The sequence below is a fragment of the Bacillus haimaensis genome, assembly GCF_048270625.1.
GTDB lineage: Bacteria > Bacillota > Bacilli > Bacillales > Bacillaceae_I > Sutcliffiella_A > Sutcliffiella_A haimaensis.
Map to the genome: position 1 here is coordinate 3,621,496 of NZ_CP158164.1, position 20,287 is coordinate 3,641,782.

The following is a 20,287-nucleotide window of genomic DNA, read 5'->3' on the forward strand; positions in this document are numbered from 1 at the left end:
TAACCTCTTTTTACCATGGTACCATATCACAGTCTTTACCGCATTAACGATTTTGGAAATTTTTCGAAATCTTTCAAGCAGAAAGTTCATGCTAAAACAATTCTGGAGGGAATTATTTATGAAACCAAATATCGGAATAATCAACGCCTTAATACGTCTGACAGCAGGGTTTACCATTCTTGCATGGATCATTAGCAAAATGGTGAGAAAGCCGCATCGTGATTCTTACATACTTGTAGCTATGCTTGCAGCAATGAAAATAGGGGAAGGCATTCTGAAATATTGCCCAATAACTGACCTGTTTGAACGCTATCAAGGCAACCGCGGCCACAAGGATGACTTTGACTTCGGAGGCGGAGGAGAATCCGGAACCGACCACAAGCAAGACAGCAGCACCAACAAAGACTTCAAAAAAACAGCAAGTGAATTCGACCTCGACTTCGACGACCTTCGCCAACAGCTAGAAGGCGATGGCGATGGCACTGGTGCAAGCTCCTATAATCCATCATAAGACATCATAAGGGTAAAAAAGTGCAAAAAAGTGCAAAAAAAATTCCTTTGGGGGCCAGACCCCCAAAGGAATTTCATTCTCCATGTCGAACCTGTTAAAGTTTATGCTTATCCATTCCATATCCCCATTAAAGGAGGTTGGTCATTATGTTCTTGGAGTATTTGACAGATATGTCGTTTGTTTTGGCTTCAGTAATCGGCGGGATTGTTGCGATTCTGTTTGTGTTTGTCAAACGGAAGAAACGCCGGCCGCAATAGCTTTGTTGGCAATATCCTTTCGGTTGAAGAGGTTGTCGCTCTTCACTTTGCTGAGCTCAGCGTATACCTTTTGCTGTGCGGACACCAAAGATGGGTCCTTTGCTGCCACAAGCAGCACCCTGCCGCCATTTGTAACAAGGTTGCCTGCTTCATCCCTTGCTGTTCCTGCGTGAAACACCATCGCCCCGTTTACCTCATCAAGCCCCTCGATCAGCCCACCATCCTCATAGGCTTCCGGTATCCCTTTGAAGCGGACACGACACCGACTACGGCTTCCTCAGACCAAACCAGCTCCAAATCCTCCTGCTTGAGGACCTTCAGGAACACTTCGCCCAAATCCGATTCCAGCCTCGGCAATACCACCTGTGTTTCCGGATCGCCGAATCGCGCATTGAATTCGATCACTTTCGGGCCTTTCTTTGTCAGGATCAAGCCTGCATACAATATCCCCACAAATGGTGTCCCTTCACTGACCATTGCTTCAGCTGCAGGAATCAGAATCGTTTCCAGCGCTTCGTCCACGATCTCTTTCGGGATATGAGGAACTGGTGAATAAGCGCCCATTCCACCGGTATTCGGTCCTTGGTCTCCATCAAACGCACGCTTATGGTCCTGGGCAATGACCATCGGATACACCTTTTTGCCATTCACAAAAGCCATGAACGAAAACTCTTCGCCTGCAAGGAATTCCTCGATCACCACTTTGCTTGAGGCCTTCCCGAATTTCGATTCGGCCATCATTTCATGGATCGCTTCGAGTGCTTCCCCTTCCGTCATGGCAACGACAACGCCTTTACCTGCCGCCAATCCGTCCGCTTTCAGCACGATCGGGGCTCCCTTGCTTTCTATATAAACTCTTGCATCCTCATACGAATCAAAGGTCTCATAACCTGCTGTCGGGATGCCGTGCTTTTTCATCAGGTCCTTTGCGAAGCTTTTGCTCCCTTCGATAAGGGCGGCGGCTTTGCTTGGTCCGAAAATCTGCAGCCCCGCTTCCTGGAAAGCATCGACAATCCCATTCAATAAGGGGACTTCCGGGCCAACGACTGTGAGATCCACCGCTTTTTCTTTTGCAAAAGAGATCAAAGCGGACGTATCCGTTTCATCGATTGGTACATTTGTGCCAAGGCCTTCCATTCCAACATTACCTGGTGCGATGAAAACTTCTGTCACGGATGGGCTCTGAGAAAGCTTCCAGACAATCGCGTGCTCTCTTCCACCTTTTCCAATTACCAATACTCTCATTGAAACTCCTCCAGTCGTAAAAAGTAATCTTGGATTAATGCTTAAAGTGACGTATCCCTGTAAACACCATTGCGATTCCGTATTCATCTGCCTTCTTGATGCTGTCTTCGTCACGGATGGAGCCACCTGGTTGGATGATGGCTGTTATGCCTGCTTTTGCCGCGGCTTCCACGGTGTCATCCATCGGGAAGAATGCGTCAGATCCCAGTGCTGAACCTACCGCTTTTTCTCCTGCCTGTTCCATGGCGATCTTTGCTGCGCCAACACGGTTCATCTGTCCGGCACCGACACCTACTGTCTGGTTTCCTTTTGCAAGGACAATGGCATTGGACTTCACATGCTTCACCACTTTCCAGGCAAGCTTGAGGTCTTCCCATTCCTTTTCTGTCGGCTCGCGTTTCGTCGGTACCGTGATATTCGCTTCATCAAGGCCTGCATAGTCCTCTTCCTGCACAAGCAATCCGCCGCGGATGGAAGCGTAACGGGTCGCAGTGCCACCAATCTCGCCCATATCAAGTGTCATCAGGCGAAGGTTTTTCTTCTGCTTCAGCACTGCCAATGCATCGTCTGCGAAGGATGGTGCCACAATGATTTCAAGGAACAGCTCATGTAAAAGCTCTGCCGTCTTTTTGTCCACTTCCGTATTGAATGCGACAATGCCACCGAAGATGGAAACCGGATCCGCTTCGTATGCACGCTGGTAGGCTTCAAGCGCAGTTGCCCCAACGCCAACTCCACAAGGGTTCATGTGCTTGACCGCTACAACTGCCGGTTCGGTGAATTCTTTTACGATTTGAATCGCAGTGTCCGCGTCATTGATGTTGTTGTAGGATAATTCCTTCCCGTGCAGCTGGGTTGCAGAAGCGATCGAGAATTTGGAAGCCAGTGGCGCTTCATAGAATGCCGCTTTCTGATGCGGGTTCTCGCCGTAGCGCAAGTCCTGTTTCTTTTCAAACGTAACGGTCAGTGATTCAGGGTGTGCTTCTTCCACTGCTTCTGTCAGATAGCGGGCAATCATGGCGTCATAAGCTGCTGTATGGCGGAAAACCTTTGCTGCTAGACGACGTCGCGTTTCCACTGTCGTTTTGCCGGATTCCCTAATTTCATTCAGGACTCCTTCATAATCGGCCGGATCGACCATCACCGTTACATCCTGATGATTTTTTGCCGAAGCTCTCAGCATGGTCGGGCCGCCGATATCGATGTTTTCAATCGCATCTTCAAATGTTGTGCCCTCTTTGGAGATCGTCTCCTTGAATGGATATAGATTTACCACAACCAGATCGATCGGAGTGATGCCATGCTCGGAAAGCTGCTGTTGGTGGCTTGCGTCCCCTCTTCTCGCCAAGAGTCCCCCATGGATCATCGGGTGAAGCGTTTTGACACGACCATCCAGAATTTCCGGAAAGCCTGTAACTGCGGAGATTCCCGTTACTTGCACCCCATTTTCCTCTAGGATCATCTTAGTTCCGCCTGTAGAAATAACCTCCACACCTAATTCGACTAGCTGCTGTACAAATGGTACGATTCCTGCTTTATTCGAAACACTGACTATTGCTCTCATCGGGTGATTTTCTCTCCTTTGATTGAAAAAAGTTGGTGTAATGTCTTAGGGTAAAAAATGTGTTCTATGTCATGTATCTTTTTTTGTAAGGATTCTCTTGTATCTCCTGCTGCCACCTCAATCGGCACCTGGGCAATGATTGGTCCCGTGTCCATGCCTTCATCCACAAAATGAATGGTGATACCAGTCACCTTCACCCCGTACTCCAACGCCTGACCGATTGCATCCAGTCCTGGAAAAGCTGGAAGAAGCGAAGGATGAATATTGACGATTCGTCCCTTGTATGCGGATAGCAGGGTCGGCCCGATCAGCCTCATATAGCCGGCAAGAACGATAAAATCTATCCTGTGTACTTGAAGCTGCTGTAAAACTGCATTTTCATAGGCTGCCTTGTTCGGATACTCCCTTGGAACAAACGCGACTGCTGGTATGCCGGCACGTTCCGCTCTCTCAATCGCATACGCACCAGGCTTATCGCAAATTAATAGAGCCGGCTCTGCATCAAGCAGACCTTCTTGGCATGCATCCACGATCGCCTGGAAATTGGAGCCGCTCCCTGATGCAAAAATGGCGATTCGTTTCAGTTTCATCGGATTTCTCCCCCGCCAAAGGTAATGCCCTCTCCCTCTTTTACACGGCCGATGAGGTAAGCTTTCTCTCCGTTTGCCTCTAGAATCTGGACCACTTCCGGTAAAATTTCTTCATTCACCGCAAGCACCATGCCGATTCCCATATTGAAAATATTGAACATCTCCGTGCGGTTCAGCTCTCCGACTTCCTGCAGAAGGTCGAATATCGGCGGGATCGGCCAAGTACCATAATCGATTTCCGCTTGCAGACCCTCTGGAAGCATGCGTGGGACATTTTCGATGAAGCCGCCGCCGGTAATATGCGCCATGCCGTTGATATCATATTTTTTCAACACTTCGAGGATCGGCTTCACATAGATTTTTGTCGGTGTTAAAAGCTCTTCTCCAAGCGTCCGGTTAAGTCCTTCATACTTTTGGTTCAAATCCAGTTTGCCTTTTTCAAAGACAATTTTGCGCACAAGTGAATAGCCGTTGCTGTGGATTCCACTTGACGAAAGCCCAATCAGTACATTCCCAGGTTTGATATTTTCACCGGTAATGAGACGTTCCTTGTCCACTACGCCAACCGTGAAGCCGGCCAGGTCGTATTCCTGCTCATCGTACATGCCAGGCATTTCTGCCGTCTCCCCGCCAACAAGTGCACAGCCTGCCCGCTCGCAGCCGTCGGCAATCCCTTTTACAATCATTTCAATTCTTTCGGGATCTGCCTTCCCGCATGCAATATAGTCCAGAAAATATAATGGCTCCGCGCCTTGGACCACTACATCGTTGACACACATCGCAACTGCATCCAATCCTATTGTGTCATGTTTATCTAGATGAAAGGCAAGCATCAGCTTCGTTCCTACACCGTCTGTCCCAGATACGAGCACCGGGTTCTTCACGTTCACTGCGGATAGGTCAAAAAGGCCGCCAAATCCTCCGAGACCTCCCATAACCTCAGGTCTCATCGTTCTTGCCACATGCTTTTTCATTCGTGACACCGCTTCGTAGCCTGCTTCTATATCTACACCTGCTTGCTTGTATGCATTTGCCATATGTGTCTCCCTTCCTTGGAAAAAAGTATCGTTTTTTGCTGGTTATGACGTGAGGGTCGGTGGGCTCGGGTGTGTTTTTGCGGATATTGTGCAAAATGTCTGCCGTGTGGATGGAGTTTTGCTTGGATTGCGGTCGACAGTTCTCGACCTTAAACTGATATCTGTCCAATTCTGGCCAAAATCGAGCCAAAAATTGTGATAATCGAGCCAAAAGTCCAGATAATCCATCCGAAATGGAGCATAATCAATCCAAAACCATCCAATATCAATCCACTTTCCAAATTAACCCATCATTCCGAAGGCATTGGCACAGACAAATATTATTACTCAGGAAGGCTCTCCTCAGCTAAAAACCTGCCCAGACCTCAACACCCAATCACCAGAAAAGCGACGAATCTCCCCGTCGCTTTAATTTTCAAATCAGCATTTCTCATGAGGCAATACCGTATCCGGGAAGATCTCGGTTGGATATTTGCCTGTAAAGCATGCCATGCACGCTCCGCCTGTTTCGCCTTCAAATGGTCTCGCGATCGCTTCCACCATGCCGTTTGGAGTCAAAAACGAAAGTGTATCCGCGCCGATCAACTCTCTCATTTCCTCGATTGAATGGGACGAGGCGATCAGCTCTTCATGGGTGGACGTATCGATGCCGTAGAAGCATGGGTTCTTGATCGGCGGTGAACTGATCCGGACGTGGACCTCTGTTGCCCCCGCTTCCCGAAGCATGCGGACGATGCGCTTGCTTGTTGTTCCACGCACGATGGAATCATCGACCATGACGACACGCTTGCCTTCGACCACTCCACGTACCGGGGAAAGCTTCATCTTCACACCCTGCTCACGTAGAGACTGGGATGGCTGGATGAAGGTCCGGCCTACATATCTATTTTTGATCAGACCAAGTTCATACGGTATGCCGGAAAACTCCGCATAGCCGATTGCCGCTGAAATGCTGGAATCCGGTACACCAGTCACGACATCCGCTTCAATCGGTGCTTCCATCGCCAGTTGTTTCCCTAAGCTTTTTCGGGCTGTATGAACATTGATGCCATCGATATTGCTGTCAGGTCTTGAAAAATAGATGTATTCCATGCTGCACATCGCACGCTGTGTATGCATCGTGAAGCGCTCTGAATGAAGGCCGCCATTATCGATGATCAACAATTCGCCTGGCTCGATGTCACGGATGAAAGTCGCTCCCACCACATCAAAGGCACAGGTTTCGGATGCCACGACATACGCATCATTCAATTTTCCGAGAGACAAAGGACGCAACCCATTCGGATCCAACGCTACCATCATTTCCGTTTCTGTCATGATCAGGAATGCATAGGCACCTTTAAGCATGGACAGGGCATTTTTCACACGATCTTTTAAAAGGGTATAGCCGCTGCGCTTGATCAGATGCGCGAGCACTTCCGTGTCGGAGGTGGTCTGTAAAATACTGCCCATGCTTTCAAGCTGATGCTTCAATGCGTTGGCATTCACCAGGTTTCCGTTATGCGCCAATGCGAGACTGCCAGTTTGCGAGTGGAATAGAAGCGGCTGGACGTTCTCGTAGCCCCCGCCACCTGCCGTTGCATAGCGGACATGACCGATGGCCGCTTTTCCGTGCAGGTCACTCATTCTTCCATTTCCGAACACTTCGTTCACAAGGCCTTCCCCTTTTACTGCCGACAACTTCTCCCCATCCGTTGTCACAATTCCTGCTCCCTCTTGGCCACGGTGCTGCAGGCTGTGCAGCCCGTAATAGGTGATTTGGGAGGCTTCGGGATGTCCCCAGATCCCGAACACCCCACACTCTTCATTTAAGCCTTTTAGTTCAGCAAGCATGGAATTGCTCCTTTCCAAGCACTTCTCATATCATCTACTAAAAGATGAACTGCAACCTCACGGGATTTCGTTTCGATATGAAGCGTGTTCGTTGCTGTCACTTCCCCGATACATGTCGCCTTCACCATCTGCTCGAACTTCTCTTTGTTTTCCGGTTTCACACTTAGGACAAAACGTGATTGTGTTTCGCTGAATAAGGCTGATGTCAGCTCGCCTTCGACTGTCACTCTTGCTCCAAGGCCTTTTGCACCAATCGCACTTTCAGCCAACGCTACACCAAGTCCGCCCTCTGAGATATCATGAGCCGATGCCACAAGTCCTGCGCGGATCGCAGCCAGCACTTGCCCTTGACGGAATGCTTCCTCTTTAAGATCGATCGCAGGCGCTTTTCCGAAAATTTTGCCATAGGTCATTTTCTGCAGCTCACTGCCGCCGAAGTCCGCTCCGGTTTCCCCGATCACATAGATCAGGTCACCAGCAGCTTTAAATTCCTGCGTCGTGATATGTGAAAGGTCATCGATCAATCCGACCATTCCGACAACAGGTGTCGGATACACCGCTACACCGTTTGTTTCATTATATAAAGACACATTTCCACCGATAACTGGTGCTTCTAGTGTTCTGCACGCCTCGCTCATGCCATCTGTCGCTTTCTCGATCTGCCAGAAGATCTCCGGCTTTTCCGGGTTTCCGAAATTCAGGCAGTCCGTGATCGCCAAAGGCTTCGCGCCGGAGCATACGACATTACGAGCCGCTTCCGCTACCGCGATTTTCCCGCCCACTTCAGGGTCCAGATAGAGATAGCGAGAGTTACAGTCTGTTGTCATTGCGAGCGCTTTTTCTGTTCCACGAATGCGGACAACCGCAGCATCGGAGCCAGGCACTACCACTGTATTTGTGCGGACTTGATAATCGTACTGGTCATAGACCCATTCCTTGCTTGCGATGGTAGGCTGCTGCAATAAGGCAAGAAGCGTATCCTCATAGCTATCCACTGCCGGTACGTCTGCTTCCATCTCCTGGAACTCTTTGTAGTAAAGCGGTTCAACAGAAGGCTTGTGATAGACAGGTGCTTCCTCTGCTAGTGCATCAACCGGAACATCTGCGATTACCTCGCCTTTATGAATCAGGCGCAGCATTTTATCATCTGTTACTTTTCCAATTGATACTGCTTCTAAGCCGTATTTCGCTACAATCTCCTGTGCCTCATGCTCACGGCCGACTTCCACGACGATCAGCATGCGCTCCTGGGATTCGGAAAGCATCATTTCATAGCCTGTCATGCCTGTTTCACGCTGTGGTACAAGGTCTAGGTTCATTTCGATCCCGGAACCCGCTTTGGATGCCATCTCTGCTGACGAGCTTGTCAAACCTGCAGCTCCCATGTCCTGGATACCGACCAAGCCGTCCCATTTTACAATCTCAAGGCATGCTTCAAGTAAAAGCTTCTCCATGAACGGATCTCCTACTTGAACTGCCGGACGCTTCTCCTCGGAAGCATCTGAAAGCTCCTCGGAAGCGAATGTTGCACCGTGAATACCGTCACGTCCTGTTTTTGCCCCAACATACATGACCGTATTGCCGACGCCCTTCGCCTGCCCTTTTTTGATATCCTCGTGGTTGATTAACCCGACACACATTGCATTCACTAGTGGATTGCCATCATAGGAAGGATCGAACTGGATCTCCCCACCTACAGTAGGGATCCCGACACAGTTGCCGTAGCCCGCGATTCCTGCCACTACTTCTTCAAACAAATATTTTACACGCGGAGATGTCAGCTCTCCGAAACGCAGCGAGTTTAATAGCGCAATCGGACGTGCCCCCATCGAGAAGACGTCACGGATGATCCCGCCCACTCCTGTTGCCGCCCCCTGGTATGGTTCAATGGCAGAAGGGTGGTTATGACTCTCAATCTTGAAAACTACCGCCTGATTGTCACCGATGTCCACGATACCCGCACCCTCACCAGGACCTTGCAATACCTTTGGTCCCTCGGTTGGGAACTTGCGCAGAACCGGCTTTGAGTTCTTGTAGCTGCAGTGCTCCGACCACATTACAGAGAAAAGTCCTGTCTCCGTATAGTTCGGCAAGCGCCCAAGAATCTTTTCTACCATTAAAAACTCTTCATCGCTGAGGCCCATTTCTTTATAAATGCCCTCTTGCTTGATCATCTCTGGATTTGGTTCAAGAAGTAACGACATGTGATTCCCTCCAATTGCGAACAATAGATTTAAAGAGTTTTAACCCATCATCACTGCCTAAAAGACTGGAAACCGCTCTTTCAGGATGTGGCATCATACCAAGTACATTGCCCTTTTCATTTACAATTCCTGCGATATCTTGTAGACTACCATTTGGATTATCACCATAATAGGAAAAAGCAATTTGCCCATTGCGCCTTAATTTCCCCAAGGTTATTTCATCACAATAATAGTTTCCTTCCCCATGTGCGATGGGGATGGTGATGATTTCACCTTTATCGTAGCTTGATGTAAAAAGCGTTTCATTGTTTTCGACCTTCAATTGAACAGGTCGGCACATGAATTTCAAGTTCTGATTTCTTCTCATTGCCCCTGGAAGAAGACCTGACTCCAGTAAAATCTGAAACCCATTGCATACCCCTAAAATCGGCTTTCCTGCTTCTGCCGCCTTTTGCACCTCAAGCATCACATTGGAAAAACGTGCGATGGCGCCGGAGCGAAGGTAATCCCCATACGAGAATCCGCCCGGAAGCAAGATCCCGTCAAATTCATCCAGGTTCGTGGCATCATGCCATACGTATTCCACTTCTTCGCCTAGTTCGTCCTTGATTGCATGATACATATCTACATCACAGTTGGAGCCCGGAAACACGATGACTGCAAATTTCACGATCCCACTACCTCCTCCACCTCATAGCGGTAGTCCTCGATTACCGTATTGGCTAGCAATCTTTCACACATCTCCTTAACAAGCACATCCAGGTCACGGTCCGTTTTCTCAATCGTCAGCTCCAGGAACTTCCCGATGCGCACTTCCTCCACCTCTTTGTAGGAAAGGCTATGAAGCGAATTTTTAACAGCTGTTCCTTGCGGGTCTAGTACACTCTCTCTTAACGTTACGAATACCTTCACTTTATACATGCTGCTCTCCTCCGATACGCGCTAGAATTTTTTCATATGCATCTGTCAAACTTCCTAAGTTCCTGCGGAAAACATCTTTATCCAATTTCTCGTTCGTTTCTTTATCCCAAAGGCGGCACGTGTCAGGCGAAACCTCATCAGCCAGGATGATCGTTCCGTCTGCCGTTTTGCCGAATTCAAGCTTGAAATCGACGAGGGTCAGGCCCCTATTCGCGAAAAATTCCGATAATAGAACGTTGACCTTCTGCGCTAAATGCTTTAACACGTCCACTTCTACAGGTGTTGCAAGCTTCAGTAGGCTAATATGATCTTCCGTGATCAACGGGTCCCCCAGGCTGTCATCCTTATAGTAGAATTCCACTATCGCCTGCTCCAATGCTATGCCTTCTTCGATGCCAAGGCGCTTTGCCATGCTGCCTGCAGTCACGTTGCGAACGACCACCTCCAAAGGAATGATGCTTACCTTCTGGACAAGCTGCTCGGTTTGGGACTTCTTTTCGATAAAGTGATTTTCGATGCCAGCTTCATGAAGCATGGAAAATAGTAAACTTGTAATCTCGTTATTTAAACGGCCTTTGCCATCGATTGTTGCCTTTTTTTCCCCGTTAAAAGCGGTTGCAGAATTCTTGTACTCAATCCAGACAATGTTCTCATCTGTTGTTGCATACACCTTTTTCGCCTTGCCCTCGTACATAAGGTCTGCTTTTTTCAGCATTGGGGTTGCCTCCTTTTTGATGTGGAAGATAGTTCACTTGGTAAACACCGCTGTTGATTTCCGCACTAGGCTGCGCTTTCCGCGGGGCGGTGCTGGAGCCTCCTCGGGCTTCGCCCTGTGGGGTCTCCAGCCTACCGCTACCTCCCGCAGGAGTCTTCGCCTATTGCTCCAATCAACAGCTAGTCACCTTAAAAACCAACACTAGTCTTTATAATTGCATGGGCTCAAGCAATCCCGGAGCCCATTTTTTAAAGTCCTAGACGTGTAAAAATCGTATCTACGTGCTGCAGGTGGTAGTTGTAGTCGAAGCAGTCTTCGATCTGTTCTGCAGTGAGGCGGGATGTGATTTTCTCTTCGCCTTCCACAAGCGTTCGGAAGTGAACCTGCTTTTCCCATGCTTCCATTGCTTTCGGCTGAACTGTGTCGTATGCTTCCTCACGGGACATTCCTGTGTCGATCAGAGCCAGTAGTACACGCTGGGAGTAGATCAATCCAAGTGTGCGATCCATGTTGCGCTTCATGTTCTCTGGGAATACCGTCAAGTTCTTGATGATGTTCCCGAAGCGGTTCAGCATGTAATTCAATGCAATCGTGGAATCCGGCAGGATGATGCGCTCCGCTGATGAGTGGGAGATATCCCTTTCATGCCATAGCGGCACGTTCTCATAGGCAGTCATCATATATCCGCGGATCACACGCGCCAAGCCTGTCATGTTTTCAGAACCGATCGGGTTACGTTTATGCGGCATAGCCGATGACCCCTTTTGACCTTTTGCGAAGAACTCTTCCACTTCACGCGTTTCACTCTTCTGCAGGCCACGAACCTCTACTGCAAATTTCTCGATGGATGTTGCGATCAAGGCAAGTGTGCTCAGGTAATGAGCGTGGCGGTCACGCTGCAGGGTCTGTGTGGAGATAGGTGCACGCTGCAGGCCTAATTTTTCACACACATACTCTTCCACGAATGGATCGATGTTGGCATACGTTCCAACAGCTCCGGAGATCTTCCCGAATTCGATTCCCTCTGCCGCCTGCTTGAAGCGCTCGAGGTTACGTTTCATTTCCTCATACCATAGGGCAAGCTTCAGACCGAATGTTGTCGGCTCTGCATGCACGCCATGTGTACGTCCCATCATGACGGTGTATTTATGGTCTTGCGCTTTTTCTTTTAAAATAGTGACAAAGCGCTCTAAGTCCTTTTGTAAAATGGCATTTGCTTGCTTTAGCTGATAGGATAACGCCGTGTCCACCACGTCCGTTGAAGTCAATCCGTAGTGTACCCACTTCTTTTCTTCGCCAAGTGTTTCGGATACCGCTCTTGTAAAAGCAACCACGTCATGGCGCGTTTCCGCTTCGATTTCTTTTATGCGCTCGATATCAAATGAAGCCTTCTCTCTAAGCACCTTTACGTCTTCCTTCGGGATGTCACCAAGCTCTGCCCATGCTTCACATGCCAGAATCTCTACTTCAAGCCATGCCTGGAATCTGTTTTCCTCTGTCCAGATAGCGCCCATTTCGGGTCTTGTATAACGTTCAATCATGTTAAAATCCTCCGTTCGTCTTTCTTCCAGATCTGCAGTGAAGCCTCTCGCTCCAAAGCCTGTTCCATTGTATCAGCCAAGATTGTGATATGTCCCATCTTGCGTTTTTCCTTGTTTTCCTTTTTCCCATAAAGATGAAGCTTCACGTCTTCGTAGTCCGAAGTCTGCTCTAGCGCACAATCCACATGTTCCCCTAATAGATTAACCATTACCACAGGCTTCCATAAGGTCGTTTTTCCTAGCGGCAGGCCGCATATCGCTCGGATGTGCTGCTCAAACTGCGATGTTTCGCAGGCGTCTATCGTAAAATGTCCTGAATTGTGGGGGCGCGGTGCCAATTCGTTGATGTAAACTGTGCCGTCTTCAAGGAGAAACATCTCCACCGCAAGCGTCCCAATCAATCCCAGGCTCTCTGCAAGTGCTGCTGCATATTCGAGCGCTCTTTCTTTTACTTCTTCCGCTACTCTCGCTGGTACAATCGATTTATATAGGATGTTTTCCCGGTGTTCGTTTTCCGCAACAGGGAAGGCTGTAATCTGTCCTTCCGTTCCCCTTGCCACCACAACCGAAATCTCTTTTTGAAAAGGGATCCATTTTTCCAGCACACATTCGCCGTGTTCGAGGAGCGCTGCTGCATGTTCAAGTGCTGACTCATCTTTCAGGACCACCTGGCCTTTTCCGTCATAGCCGAAGCGGCAAGTTTTCAGAACCGATGGATATCCAATCTCCATGACTGCTTCCCTTAGCTCTCCAAGAGTGTGGACTTCCTTATAAGGAGCGACCTGAAGGCCCGCTGCCTCGATCGCCTTTTTTTCTGTCACACGGTGCTGTGTAGCCTGAAGCACCTGGCTCCCTTGAGGAAGATAGGCGTTCTGCTCCAACCATGTCAGCGCCTCATAATCGATGTTTTCGAATTCATAGGTCACCACATCTGATATCTCTGCCAGCTTCCTGATCGCTTCCATGTCATCAAAGGCTGCCGTGATTTCCATATCGGCAAGCATACCGCATGGGGAATCGGGTGTCGGGTCCAATACTGCAATTCGGTAGCCCATCGCTCTTGCCGCAATCGCCATCATCCTGCCAAGCTGTCCGCCGCCTACTATGCCAATCATTGAGGGTGGTAGTATTTTTTTAAACAAGCTGCTCACTACTTTCCAACACCTGCAAGCGTGTTTTTTCTCTCTTTTCATCGAGGCGATTGGCGACTTCTTCGTCAAATGCTCCAAGCATCTGTGCGGCTAAAAGGCCTGCATTGGTTGCACCCGCTTTACCGATTGCCACTGTTGCAACCGGCACGCCACCTGGCATCTGGACGATCGATAGCAGGCTATCGAGACCGTTCAGGCTTTTGGATTGAACAGGAACCCCGATTACGGGCAAGGTGGTTTTGGCTGCGACCATTCCAGGCAGATGCGCCGCTCCACCGGCACCGGCAATAATCACCTTTAGGCCTCTTGTACGAGCTTGTTCAGCAAAGTCAAACATCAAATCCGGTGTGCGATGTGCCGAGACGACCTTCTTCTCGTATGGTATATGTAATTCATCCAGCACCTCGCAAGCATTCTTCATCGTGTCCCAATCTGAAGTGCTTCCCATGATAACTCCAACTAGTGCGTTCATCCTGTTCCATCCTTTCAGGTGCTGTATTTTTTGAAAATAGGAAAAGCCCAGCATAGACCGCCCCCTGCTAGAGGGAAAGCGATCCACCTGGGCTCCTGTCATAACAAAACAAGCCTTTGCCATAACAAACATAGATGATCGTAACTTCCCCTCATAGTCCGACCAATTTAAGGCGGTCGGGTAGAGACTTATGGGCCATATTCCCAAAATTATATGAGGTTTCATTATTTCGTTGTTATCTACGTTTATCTTATCGGTAAATTCGGTTTTTGTCAACGGATATCATGAACATTAAGGTCGGATTGTGAATTAATGTTCGTATTTTAGTGTTATTTTTCTACCAATTTACCTTCAAATATAATTTTTTTGCCAATTGGCAGTATTTCTTTATGTCCATCCTTTACCACCTCTTGGAAAATCGGTTCTTCCATTCTTCGTGATGGCTTGTACCCCTCTTTTTCCATACGGAGGAGGCACTGGTCTATGCTCTCATTTTCCATTACTTCAAAGCTTCGTTTTCGCGGCGTCTTGCCCATTCTTTGATTTTCCTTTCCTTCACAGCTTTTACCCAAAACCCGCCATGGATCGTTTTTGGTTCATATGCAATGATGAACGCTTTCGGATCGTATTCTTTTATTGTATGGTATAAGCTTACTTCATATTTTCTTGGTGTTAATATCTGCATCGCCATCCGGTCACCTTCGAGGCCATTCGCCTGCCAGTTTGTCACCCCATAGCCTTTTTCCCTTAAAAGCCTTGGCAGATCCTTGTCATACTCTTTTGTGATGACATTGACGGTCGTATAGCCGAGAGCGAGCTTCTCCTCGATTTTCATCCCGACAATGACACCGATCCCATATCCTAGGGCATAGGCGATCAGATTGTGTATCTCGTTCAGATTATCCAGAACCAGCCCCAACCCGACAACATAGATCACGACTTCCACCATACTGATCCCTGCAGCCAAGTAGCGCTGCCCTTTTAGCGTAAGAATCATCCTTATAGTAAAAAACGATACATAGACAATATTTATTAAAATAATGATTGCTACCATAACCAAGCTATTATCTAGCAAAATTATCTGCCTCCTCGTTGCAAATTCAGTTACTAATTGTACGGGAACCTGCTATTACATGTAAACACCAAAAGCAAATTAATTGGACCATCGTCCTATAAATGGTAGGCTTGTATAGTTGTCCTTTTGGTAACAAATACTTAGAAGAGAGAAGTGATGAACATTTTTAAAGGAGTGAAGACAAGTTGAAGAAAACAACCCCTGTATTTATTGTTTCTATTATCGTTGCAGTCTTATTCATCATCTGGGGTGTTCTGCCTGCCAGTATGCTTGGCGACGCCAGCCTGAATGCCGTTACAGGCGATGTCCAGAGCTTCATCGTGGATAAATTTGGTTGGTTCTACTTATTGACCGCCACCTTTTTCCTATTATTTAGTGTTATTCTTATATTCACTAAGTACGGCCGCATTAAACTTGGCAAGGATACGGATGAACCGGAATACAGCTATCTGACCTGGTTCGCCATGTTATTCAGTGCCGGTATGGGTATCGGATTAGTATTTTGGGGTGCCTCAGAGCCGATGTATCATTTCTATGCCCCACCGACCGGTGAAGGGCAAACTGCTGAGTCAGCCCGGATAGCAATGCGCTATTCATTCTTCCATTGGGGGTTCCACCCATGGGCCATCTATTCGGTGATTGCCCTGGCGCTGGCCTACTTCCAATTCCGTAAAGGAACACCAGGTGTCATCAATCAGATCCTGCGTCCGATTTTTGGCAACAAGGTGGATGGAAAAATCGGTGTATTCATCAACTTCATCGCAGTCTTTGCGACTATTTTCGGGGTGGCGACCTCGCTTGGTCTTGGCGCCATTCAAATTAGTGGAGGACTTTCGAGCATCACGCCTGCTGTCACGAATAATGTCGCGACGCAGCTTGTGGTAATACTGGTCGTGACGGTTCTGTTCATGCTATCTGCACAGACAGGCCTTAACAAAGGAATCAAATATTTGAGCAATCTGAATGTCATCCTGGCAATCGGATTGATGTTGTTCCTGCTTTTCGCCGGTCCTACCAACTTTATTATGGACCTGTTTACAACGACAGTCGGAGGATATCTGCAAAGCCTTCCTTCCATGAGCTTCAGAATGTTTCCTTTTGATCAGGACAACACATGGGTACAGGACTGGACCATTTTCTACTGGGCATGGTGGATCGCATGGGCGCCGTTCGTCGGCACCTTCATTGCCCGTATCTCCAAAGGCCGGACCATCCGCGAATTCTTACTTGGTGTACTTTTGGTTCCGACGATATTCGGTGGACTATGGTTTTCCGTATTCGGAGGCTCTGCCATCTTCCTGGAGTACTTCAAGGACATCCCGGTTTACAGTGTCATTGAATCGCAAGGAATGGAAGTTGCCTTGTTCTCTGTCCTGCAGAATTATCCGCTTGGCATGATCATGTCGGGATTGGCGATTTTCTTGATCTGTACGTTCTTTATCACATCAGCCGATTCTGCGACCTTTGTTCTGGGAATGCAGACGACCAATGGAAGCTTGAACCCGCCTGGATCCGTGAAATTCATTTGGGGAATCATCCAATCAGCGGCAGCAGCCATCCTGCTATGGACAGGCGGTCTCGAAGCATTGCAAACCGCCTCCATCATCGCCGCCTTCCCATTTGCCATCATCATGATCCTGATGGTATTCTCGCTGATCAAGGCATTTAAAGACGAAAGATTTACAGAAGTAAAGCCTAATGAGAGAAAGTTAAAATAACATTAAAAGGGGCCTGACCCTCAGCGCTTTAAAGCGCTGAGGGTCAGGCCCCTATTTTATTTCACCTTCCGCACTTTCCCATATAGCACTGCCGCAGGAATTATCAGAAGTCCACTGAGGACGATCGCGCTTCGGATGTAGTATCTGGTTGCGATGACCCCGACAAATGGTCCACCGAGTCCTTGGCCAACCGCGTTTCCCTGCCCCATAATGGAAAGTACTGTCGCCCTTGAGCCGCTTTCGAGCTGCTGATTCAGCCATGTCTGGTAGATCGGCGCTGTAATGGAACCGATGATCCCCAGCACCCAAAAGCTGAAGATTGCCCAATAGAAGGATGGAGCCAGACCGAAAATGAGCGTAAATACAATTTGCCCAAGCGTAAAAATGAACAAACTGTTTCGTATGATACGGGTCCTATTCACATCAAATTTCCGCTGATACCATTCCATGGCCCCAATGCTGATCAGGCTACCGATGAAGTGAATAATGCCGAACCAGACAACCGGACCCAGATCCCCTATCCTTGGAAAGGCATAGGCCTCCAACAGATGCGCTTCCCATAGGCGGTCGAAGCCTTCCGAAGCAGCTCCCATCAATACCGTAACAAGGAGAAGCATCCAGAGAACCGGCTTCTTTTTGATAAAACCAATACCTGAAAAAAAAGTGGATTTCATGGCACGGAACGGCATTTCTGCCGCTGCCGGTGCTCTGTCAAACCTTTCTTCTTTCATAAAGAAGCATAGGAATATCCCCAATAACACGTATATGCATCCACCAACTATATAAGGAAGATTCAATGCGATGCCGGCCAATACGACACTTCCCACGATACCAATCAGGCTTGCAACTAGACGTAGCTGGTTGGCTCTCACAAAAATGGCAGCTATTGTCTCTTCTCCCGCTTCATCCGCAAGCCATGCCTGATCGGCTCCGCTGAGGAATGTCTCGCCAAGCCCCCTGATAATCTCCGCCACCAAAAGGGATGCGAAAATAGCCAAAGCCCCAAATGCGAAGGCATCTGAAAAATAAGGGATAGACCCCTCAAGTATAAATGCACCGCCAAGTATGAAGGTCGCAGTGATCACCGAAAACCTTCTGCTATAGGTATCCGCCACCACGCCGGTTATCCCCTCAAAAAGGATGATCGTCAACTCAAGGACAGTCCCGATAAGAATGAGCTGAAAGGGATTCAGCCCAAGCTCCTCTATATAGTAAATGGCATAGGTTGTAAACATAATAGCGCTCGCAAGCGAGATAAGAAAATGCATCGTGTAATAGATATGCTTTGTTTCAATTGAATTCATTGTTACCTACCTTCCAATAAGTAACAACACTTCTTCATTTATGGTCCATGCTGTTACATATTATTTTGTCGTTTCCCCTGTGTATCGTTTTCTTGCACATGTAAAATTTTTTGACATGTTGAACACCTCCATTCTGAAATATATCAAAATTCGAAACCTTTGTATTCAAAAAAATTTCGACATACTTTTAGTAGGCACTTACCCACTTTCCATTGCATAGGCTAATGGAAAGATGATTATCGGTAGAAAGGAAGCGTGATGCGTGATGATGCCTTTTAATCAATTTAAAAATATGGGGGATTGGCGCAAACAATGGGATCAGTTTTTCGGGGATGAATTCTGGAACGGATTTGAGCCGTATTTCCAGAACATGCAGACCCAAACGAATCTCTACAAAAAAGAAAATGAGCTCTTATGTGTCATGTGTCTCCCTGGTCTCGTCAACCCGGAGCAGGTACAGCTCTTCGTGCGGCCGCAGCAGCTCGAAGTAAAAGGACAGATCAACCTGGGGATTCAAGGCTATGAGCTGATTGAGGAGGGCATCGCCCAGGGCGACTTCCAGCGCAGCTTCGAACTGCCCTTTCCAGTCAGGGATGACAAAGTCGAAGCCACCTACGAAAACGGACTCCTCTTCATCCAGCTACACCGCCACATACCAAGCGACACCAAAAAACAAATCATCATCCAGCATGGAATAAAAAAAGGATAAAAAACCCTGTGGAGGGGCCAGACCCCCACAGGGTTTTACTGTTTCATGTCGAATATCTATCAGGTTGGTCTTTTTTACCAGATGGAATTTTCATATTTTTTTATTTTTGTGTGAACGATATTAAATTTAGGAGCGTCTCATGGTTGACGCATGGAAAGGAGGCATCTAGTTGGAGCAGGAAAATGATGTTTCTCTTATAAACAAAGCGATATCCGGGAACGATGATGCTTTTACGCTGCTGTTTCAGCGCTATTATACTTTTTTATATAAATATCTTTTGAAGCTAACCCTGAATGAAGATACTAGCAGCGAACTAGCGCAGGAAACGATGGTCAAATGCTATCAAAACCTTGCCTCCTACAAAGCGGAGGGGAAATTCTCCACATGGATGATCTCCATTGCATCCCGGTTGTACATCGACACCATCCGTAAAAAAGAGCGGGAAAAGAAGAAAATTACACGAATCATGCACACCCTATCCAGACAGCTTAACTGGAATTCCCAAAACAAGGGTATAGAATGGAGCGATACTTTTACGGACTTCAATCAGCTGGAAGTGGAGGTCCGAACCCCCATACTCCTCCGCCACTATTACGGCTACACCTATGAGGAGGTAGGAACCATGCTTGGAATCAAACCTGGAACGGTAAAGTCACGGGTCCACAATGGAATCAAAATGCTGCGAAAGGAGTGGGACTGCGATGAGTAGACAGGATAATGAAAAAGACAACACAATATCAAAGCTCCAAAAGGACTGGAAACAGCTTGATGAACTTGGGACGCCTCCTATCCCCACTTTGGAAACATTGAACGAACAACTATATGCCGCAAAAGTCGAAAGAAAAAGAGCATTTCACAAAGAGTTGAGCATATTCATCATAACGGCGCTTGTCATCCTGACTGCATTGACTGCGGCAGTCCTGCAAGCACCCACCATCTTTATCGTAACGCAAGTATCCGCACTGATCGTGGCACCAATCATTTTCTATGTGTTAACCAAAAGAAAACAGGAAGGCCGCATCCTATCATGACCGATAAAGAATTATACATTCTACTGCCGTTGCTCATTCCCGTTCTTTTGACTCAAAGTATCCTCCTATTCATCGATGCAAAAAAGAAAGGAAGCTACGCCTGGTTCTGGGGAATCTGGGGACTTATCCAATTTCCCATGCCAACCTTGTTTTACCTCTTGTTCGTCATACTGCCTTACCATAGAAAAAAGAAAAAGGAGCTGTAATTCTCATGGAATTAAACTGGGCAATTCTCACACCGATTATTATTCTGCAAGCAATCCTCACGATTGCTGCACTTGTAAGCTGCATCAAGCAGGAAGAAACAAACGGACCTAAATGGTTGTGGATCATCATTATCCTCTTCATCAACATCCTCGGTCCGATCCTATACTTCGTCGTCGGACGAAAAAACTAGTAAGGGGCGAAG

At 47.8% G+C, this 20,287-nt stretch carries 22 protein-coding genes, 1 pseudogene and 1 riboswitch; of the genes and pseudogenes, 8 read left to right on the forward strand and 15 right to left on the reverse strand.

The window, feature by feature from the left end; genetic code table 11:
- Positions 1–118 precede the first annotated feature (118 nt).
- Both ABN702_RS18405 and ABN702_RS18410 read left to right on the forward strand, forming a co-directional pair.
- Entirely contained in the window at positions 119–511 is a 393-nt protein-coding gene (locus ABN702_RS18405) for a DUF2892 domain-containing protein (RefSeq protein WP_417898198.1), read from the forward strand.
- 170 nt (positions 512–681) lie between these two features.
- Positions 682–768: an EYxxD motif small membrane protein gene (locus ABN702_RS18410; protein ID WP_417900963.1), complete on the forward strand. Its 87-nt coding sequence runs from the start codon at positions 682–684 to the stop codon at positions 766–768.
- On the opposite strand, the pseudogene purD reads toward ABN702_RS18410, so the two are convergent.
- From purD to ABN702_RS18480, 14 genes and pseudogenes are all read right to left on the reverse strand, one after another.
- A pseudogene (gene purD, locus ABN702_RS18415) lies at positions 740–2,013 on the reverse strand (phosphoribosylamine--glycine ligase). The gene ABN702_RS18410 and the pseudogene purD overlap by 29 nt on opposite strands.
- Positions 2,014–2,047: 34 nt before the next feature.
- A complete protein-coding gene (purH, locus tag ABN702_RS18420) occupies positions 2,048–3,577 on the reverse strand; it encodes a bifunctional phosphoribosylaminoimidazolecarboxamide formyltransferase/IMP cyclohydrolase (protein ID WP_417898199.1) in 1,530 nt (509 codons plus the stop codon).
- Complete coding sequence (purN, locus tag ABN702_RS18425) at positions 3,574–4,161, reverse strand: phosphoribosylglycinamide formyltransferase (RefSeq protein ID WP_417900964.1); 588 nt, start codon at positions 4,159–4,161, stop codon at positions 3,574–3,576. The genes purH and purN overlap by 4 nt, the downstream gene beginning before the upstream one ends.
- A 2-nt stretch (positions 4,162–4,163) precedes the next feature.
- Positions 4,164–5,204, reverse strand: a complete 1,041-nt coding sequence (purM, locus tag ABN702_RS18430) for a phosphoribosylformylglycinamidine cyclo-ligase (protein WP_417898200.1) — start codon at positions 5,202–5,204, stop codon at positions 4,164–4,166.
- A gap of 420 nt (positions 5,205–5,624) precedes the next feature.
- Positions 5,625–7,037 carry an amidophosphoribosyltransferase gene (gene purF, locus ABN702_RS18435; protein ID WP_417898201.1) on the reverse strand — a complete coding sequence of 471 codons (1,413 nt, stop codon included), beginning with the start codon at positions 7,035–7,037 and terminating at the stop codon, positions 5,625–5,627.
- Positions 7,022–9,241: a phosphoribosylformylglycinamidine synthase subunit PurL gene (purL, locus tag ABN702_RS18440; protein ID WP_417898202.1), complete on the reverse strand. Its 2,220-nt coding sequence runs from the start codon at positions 9,239–9,241 to the stop codon at positions 7,022–7,024. Before purL ends, purF begins: the two co-directional genes overlap by 16 nt.
- Positions 9,225–9,911 carry a phosphoribosylformylglycinamidine synthase subunit PurQ gene (purQ, locus tag ABN702_RS18445; RefSeq protein ID WP_417898203.1) on the reverse strand — a complete coding sequence of 229 codons (687 nt, stop codon included), beginning with the start codon at positions 9,909–9,911 and terminating at the stop codon, positions 9,225–9,227. Before purQ ends, purL begins: the two co-directional genes overlap by 17 nt.
- The gene (gene purS / locus ABN702_RS18450) at positions 9,908–10,162 is read right to left on the reverse strand and encodes a phosphoribosylformylglycinamidine synthase subunit PurS (protein WP_204419130.1); all 255 of its coding nucleotides are present in this window, start codon (positions 10,160–10,162) and stop codon (positions 9,908–9,910) included. The genes purQ and purS overlap by 4 nt, the downstream gene beginning before the upstream one ends.
- Entirely contained in the window at positions 10,155–10,877 is a 723-nt protein-coding gene (gene purC, locus ABN702_RS18455) for a phosphoribosylaminoimidazolesuccinocarboxamide synthase (RefSeq protein WP_417898204.1), read from the reverse strand. The genes purS and purC overlap by 8 nt, the downstream gene beginning before the upstream one ends.
- A gap of 248 nt (positions 10,878–11,125) precedes the next feature.
- Positions 11,126–12,418, reverse strand: coding sequence for an adenylosuccinate lyase (purB, locus tag ABN702_RS18460; RefSeq protein ID WP_417898205.1), 1,293 nt, complete (start codon positions 12,416–12,418; stop codon positions 11,126–11,128).
- Positions 12,415–13,560 (reverse strand): 5-(carboxyamino)imidazole ribonucleotide synthase, encoded by a 1,146-nt coding sequence (purK, locus tag ABN702_RS18465; RefSeq protein WP_417900965.1) that lies wholly within the window; start codon positions 13,558–13,560, stop codon positions 12,415–12,417. The genes purB and purK overlap by 4 nt, the downstream gene beginning before the upstream one ends.
- The gene (gene purE, locus ABN702_RS18470) at positions 13,553–14,041 is read right to left on the reverse strand and encodes a 5-(carboxyamino)imidazole ribonucleotide mutase (RefSeq protein ID WP_417898206.1); all 489 of its coding nucleotides are present in this window, start codon (positions 14,039–14,041) and stop codon (positions 13,553–13,555) included. The genes purK and purE overlap by 8 nt, the downstream gene beginning before the upstream one ends.
- Positions 14,042–14,175: 134 nt before the next feature.
- Positions 14,176–14,278: riboswitch (purine riboswitch) on the reverse strand.
- A gap of 92 nt (positions 14,279–14,370) precedes the next feature.
- Positions 14,371–14,577: an NETI motif-containing protein gene (locus tag ABN702_RS18475; protein WP_417898207.1), complete on the reverse strand. Its 207-nt coding sequence runs from the start codon at positions 14,575–14,577 to the stop codon at positions 14,371–14,373.
- Positions 14,541–15,095, reverse strand: a complete 555-nt coding sequence (locus ABN702_RS18480; RefSeq protein WP_417900966.1) for a DUF2179 domain-containing protein — start codon at positions 15,093–15,095, stop codon at positions 14,541–14,543. The genes ABN702_RS18475 and ABN702_RS18480 overlap by 37 nt, the downstream gene beginning before the upstream one ends.
- A 206-nt stretch (positions 15,096–15,301) precedes the next feature.
- On the opposite strand from ABN702_RS18480, the gene ABN702_RS18485 reads away from it, so the two are divergent.
- A complete protein-coding gene (locus ABN702_RS18485; RefSeq protein WP_417898208.1) occupies positions 15,302–16,834 on the forward strand; it encodes a glycine betaine uptake BCCT transporter in 1,533 nt (510 codons plus the stop codon).
- Positions 16,835–16,890: 56 nt separating this feature from the next.
- On the opposite strand, the gene ABN702_RS18490 is transcribed toward ABN702_RS18485, so the two are convergent.
- Entirely contained in the window at positions 16,891–18,138 is a 1,248-nt protein-coding gene (locus tag ABN702_RS18490; protein WP_417898209.1) for an MFS transporter, read from the reverse strand.
- A gap of 265 nt (positions 18,139–18,403) precedes the next feature.
- Here ABN702_RS18490 and ABN702_RS18495 point away from each other — a divergent pair, with 265 nt between their 5' ends.
- From ABN702_RS18495 to ABN702_RS18515, 5 genes are all read left to right on the forward strand, one after another.
- Positions 18,404–18,847: an Hsp20/alpha crystallin family protein gene (locus tag ABN702_RS18495; RefSeq protein WP_417900967.1), complete on the forward strand. Its 444-nt coding sequence runs from the start codon at positions 18,404–18,406 to the stop codon at positions 18,845–18,847.
- Positions 18,848–19,016: 169 nt separating this feature from the next.
- Positions 19,017–19,556, forward strand: a complete 540-nt coding sequence (gene sigY, locus ABN702_RS18500; RefSeq protein ID WP_417898210.1) for an RNA polymerase sigma factor SigY — start codon at positions 19,017–19,019, stop codon at positions 19,554–19,556.
- Positions 19,549–19,878: a YxlC family protein gene (locus ABN702_RS18505; protein ID WP_417898211.1), complete on the forward strand. Its 330-nt coding sequence runs from the start codon at positions 19,549–19,551 to the stop codon at positions 19,876–19,878. The genes sigY and ABN702_RS18505 overlap by 8 nt, the downstream gene beginning before the upstream one ends.
- Entirely contained in the window at positions 19,875–20,084 is a 210-nt protein-coding gene (locus ABN702_RS18510) for a transcriptional regulator (protein ID WP_386644864.1), read from the forward strand. The genes ABN702_RS18505 and ABN702_RS18510 overlap by 4 nt, the downstream gene beginning before the upstream one ends.
- Positions 20,085–20,089: 5 nt before the next feature.
- Entirely contained in the window at positions 20,090–20,275 is a 186-nt protein-coding gene (locus ABN702_RS18515) for a PLDc N-terminal domain-containing protein (RefSeq protein WP_417898212.1), read from the forward strand.
- Positions 20,276–20,287: the final 12 nt, after the last annotated feature.

Coding starts and splice junctions, on each gene's coding strand:
- ABN702_RS18495 (WP_417900967.1), top strand. CDS start 18,404: ATGATGCCTTTTAATCAATTTAAAAATATGGGGGATTGGCGCAAACAA.
- purS (WP_204419130.1), bottom strand. CDS start 10,162: ATGTATAAAGTGAAGGTATTCGTAACGTTAAGAGAGAGTGTACTAGAC.
- purE (WP_417898206.1), bottom strand. CDS start 14,041: ATGAACGCACTAGTTGGAGTTATCATGGGAAGCACTTCAGATTGGGAC.
- ABN702_RS18475 (WP_417898207.1), bottom strand. CDS start 14,577: ATGGGCAAGACGCCGCGAAAACGAAGCTTTGAAGTAATGGAAAATGAG.
- ABN702_RS18515 (WP_417898212.1), top strand. CDS start 20,090: ATGGAATTAAACTGGGCAATTCTCACACCGATTATTATTCTGCAAGCA.
- ABN702_RS18405 (WP_417898198.1), top strand. CDS start 119: ATGAAACCAAATATCGGAATAATCAACGCCTTAATACGTCTGACAGCA.
- ABN702_RS18480 (WP_417900966.1), bottom strand. CDS start 15,095: ATGGTAGCAATCATTATTTTAATAAATATTGTCTATGTATCGTTTTTT.
- purC (WP_417898204.1), bottom strand. CDS start 10,877: ATGCTGAAAAAAGCAGACCTTATGTACGAGGGCAAGGCGAAAAAGGTG.
- ABN702_RS18490 (WP_417898209.1), bottom strand. CDS start 18,138: ATGAATTCAATTGAAACAAAGCATATCTATTACACGATGCATTTTCTT.
- ABN702_RS18505 (WP_417898211.1), top strand. CDS start 19,549: ATGAGTAGACAGGATAATGAAAAAGACAACACAATATCAAAGCTCCAA.
- ABN702_RS18410 (WP_417900963.1), top strand. CDS start 682: ATGTCGTTTGTTTTGGCTTCAGTAATCGGCGGGATTGTTGCGATTCTG.
- purL (WP_417898202.1), bottom strand. CDS start 9,241: ATGTCGTTACTTCTTGAACCAAATCCAGAGATGATCAAGCAAGAGGGC.
- purB (WP_417898205.1), bottom strand. CDS start 12,418: ATGATTGAACGTTATACAAGACCCGAAATGGGCGCTATCTGGACAGAG.
- purM (WP_417898200.1), bottom strand. CDS start 5,204: ATGGCAAATGCATACAAGCAAGCAGGTGTAGATATAGAAGCAGGCTAC.
- purF (WP_417898201.1), bottom strand. CDS start 7,037: ATGCTTGCTGAACTAAAAGGCTTAAATGAAGAGTGTGGGGTGTTCGGG.
- purH (WP_417898199.1), bottom strand. CDS start 3,577: ATGAGAGCAATAGTCAGTGTTTCGAATAAAGCAGGAATCGTACCATTT.
- ABN702_RS18510 (WP_386644864.1), top strand. CDS start 19,875: ATGACCGATAAAGAATTATACATTCTACTGCCGTTGCTCATTCCCGTT.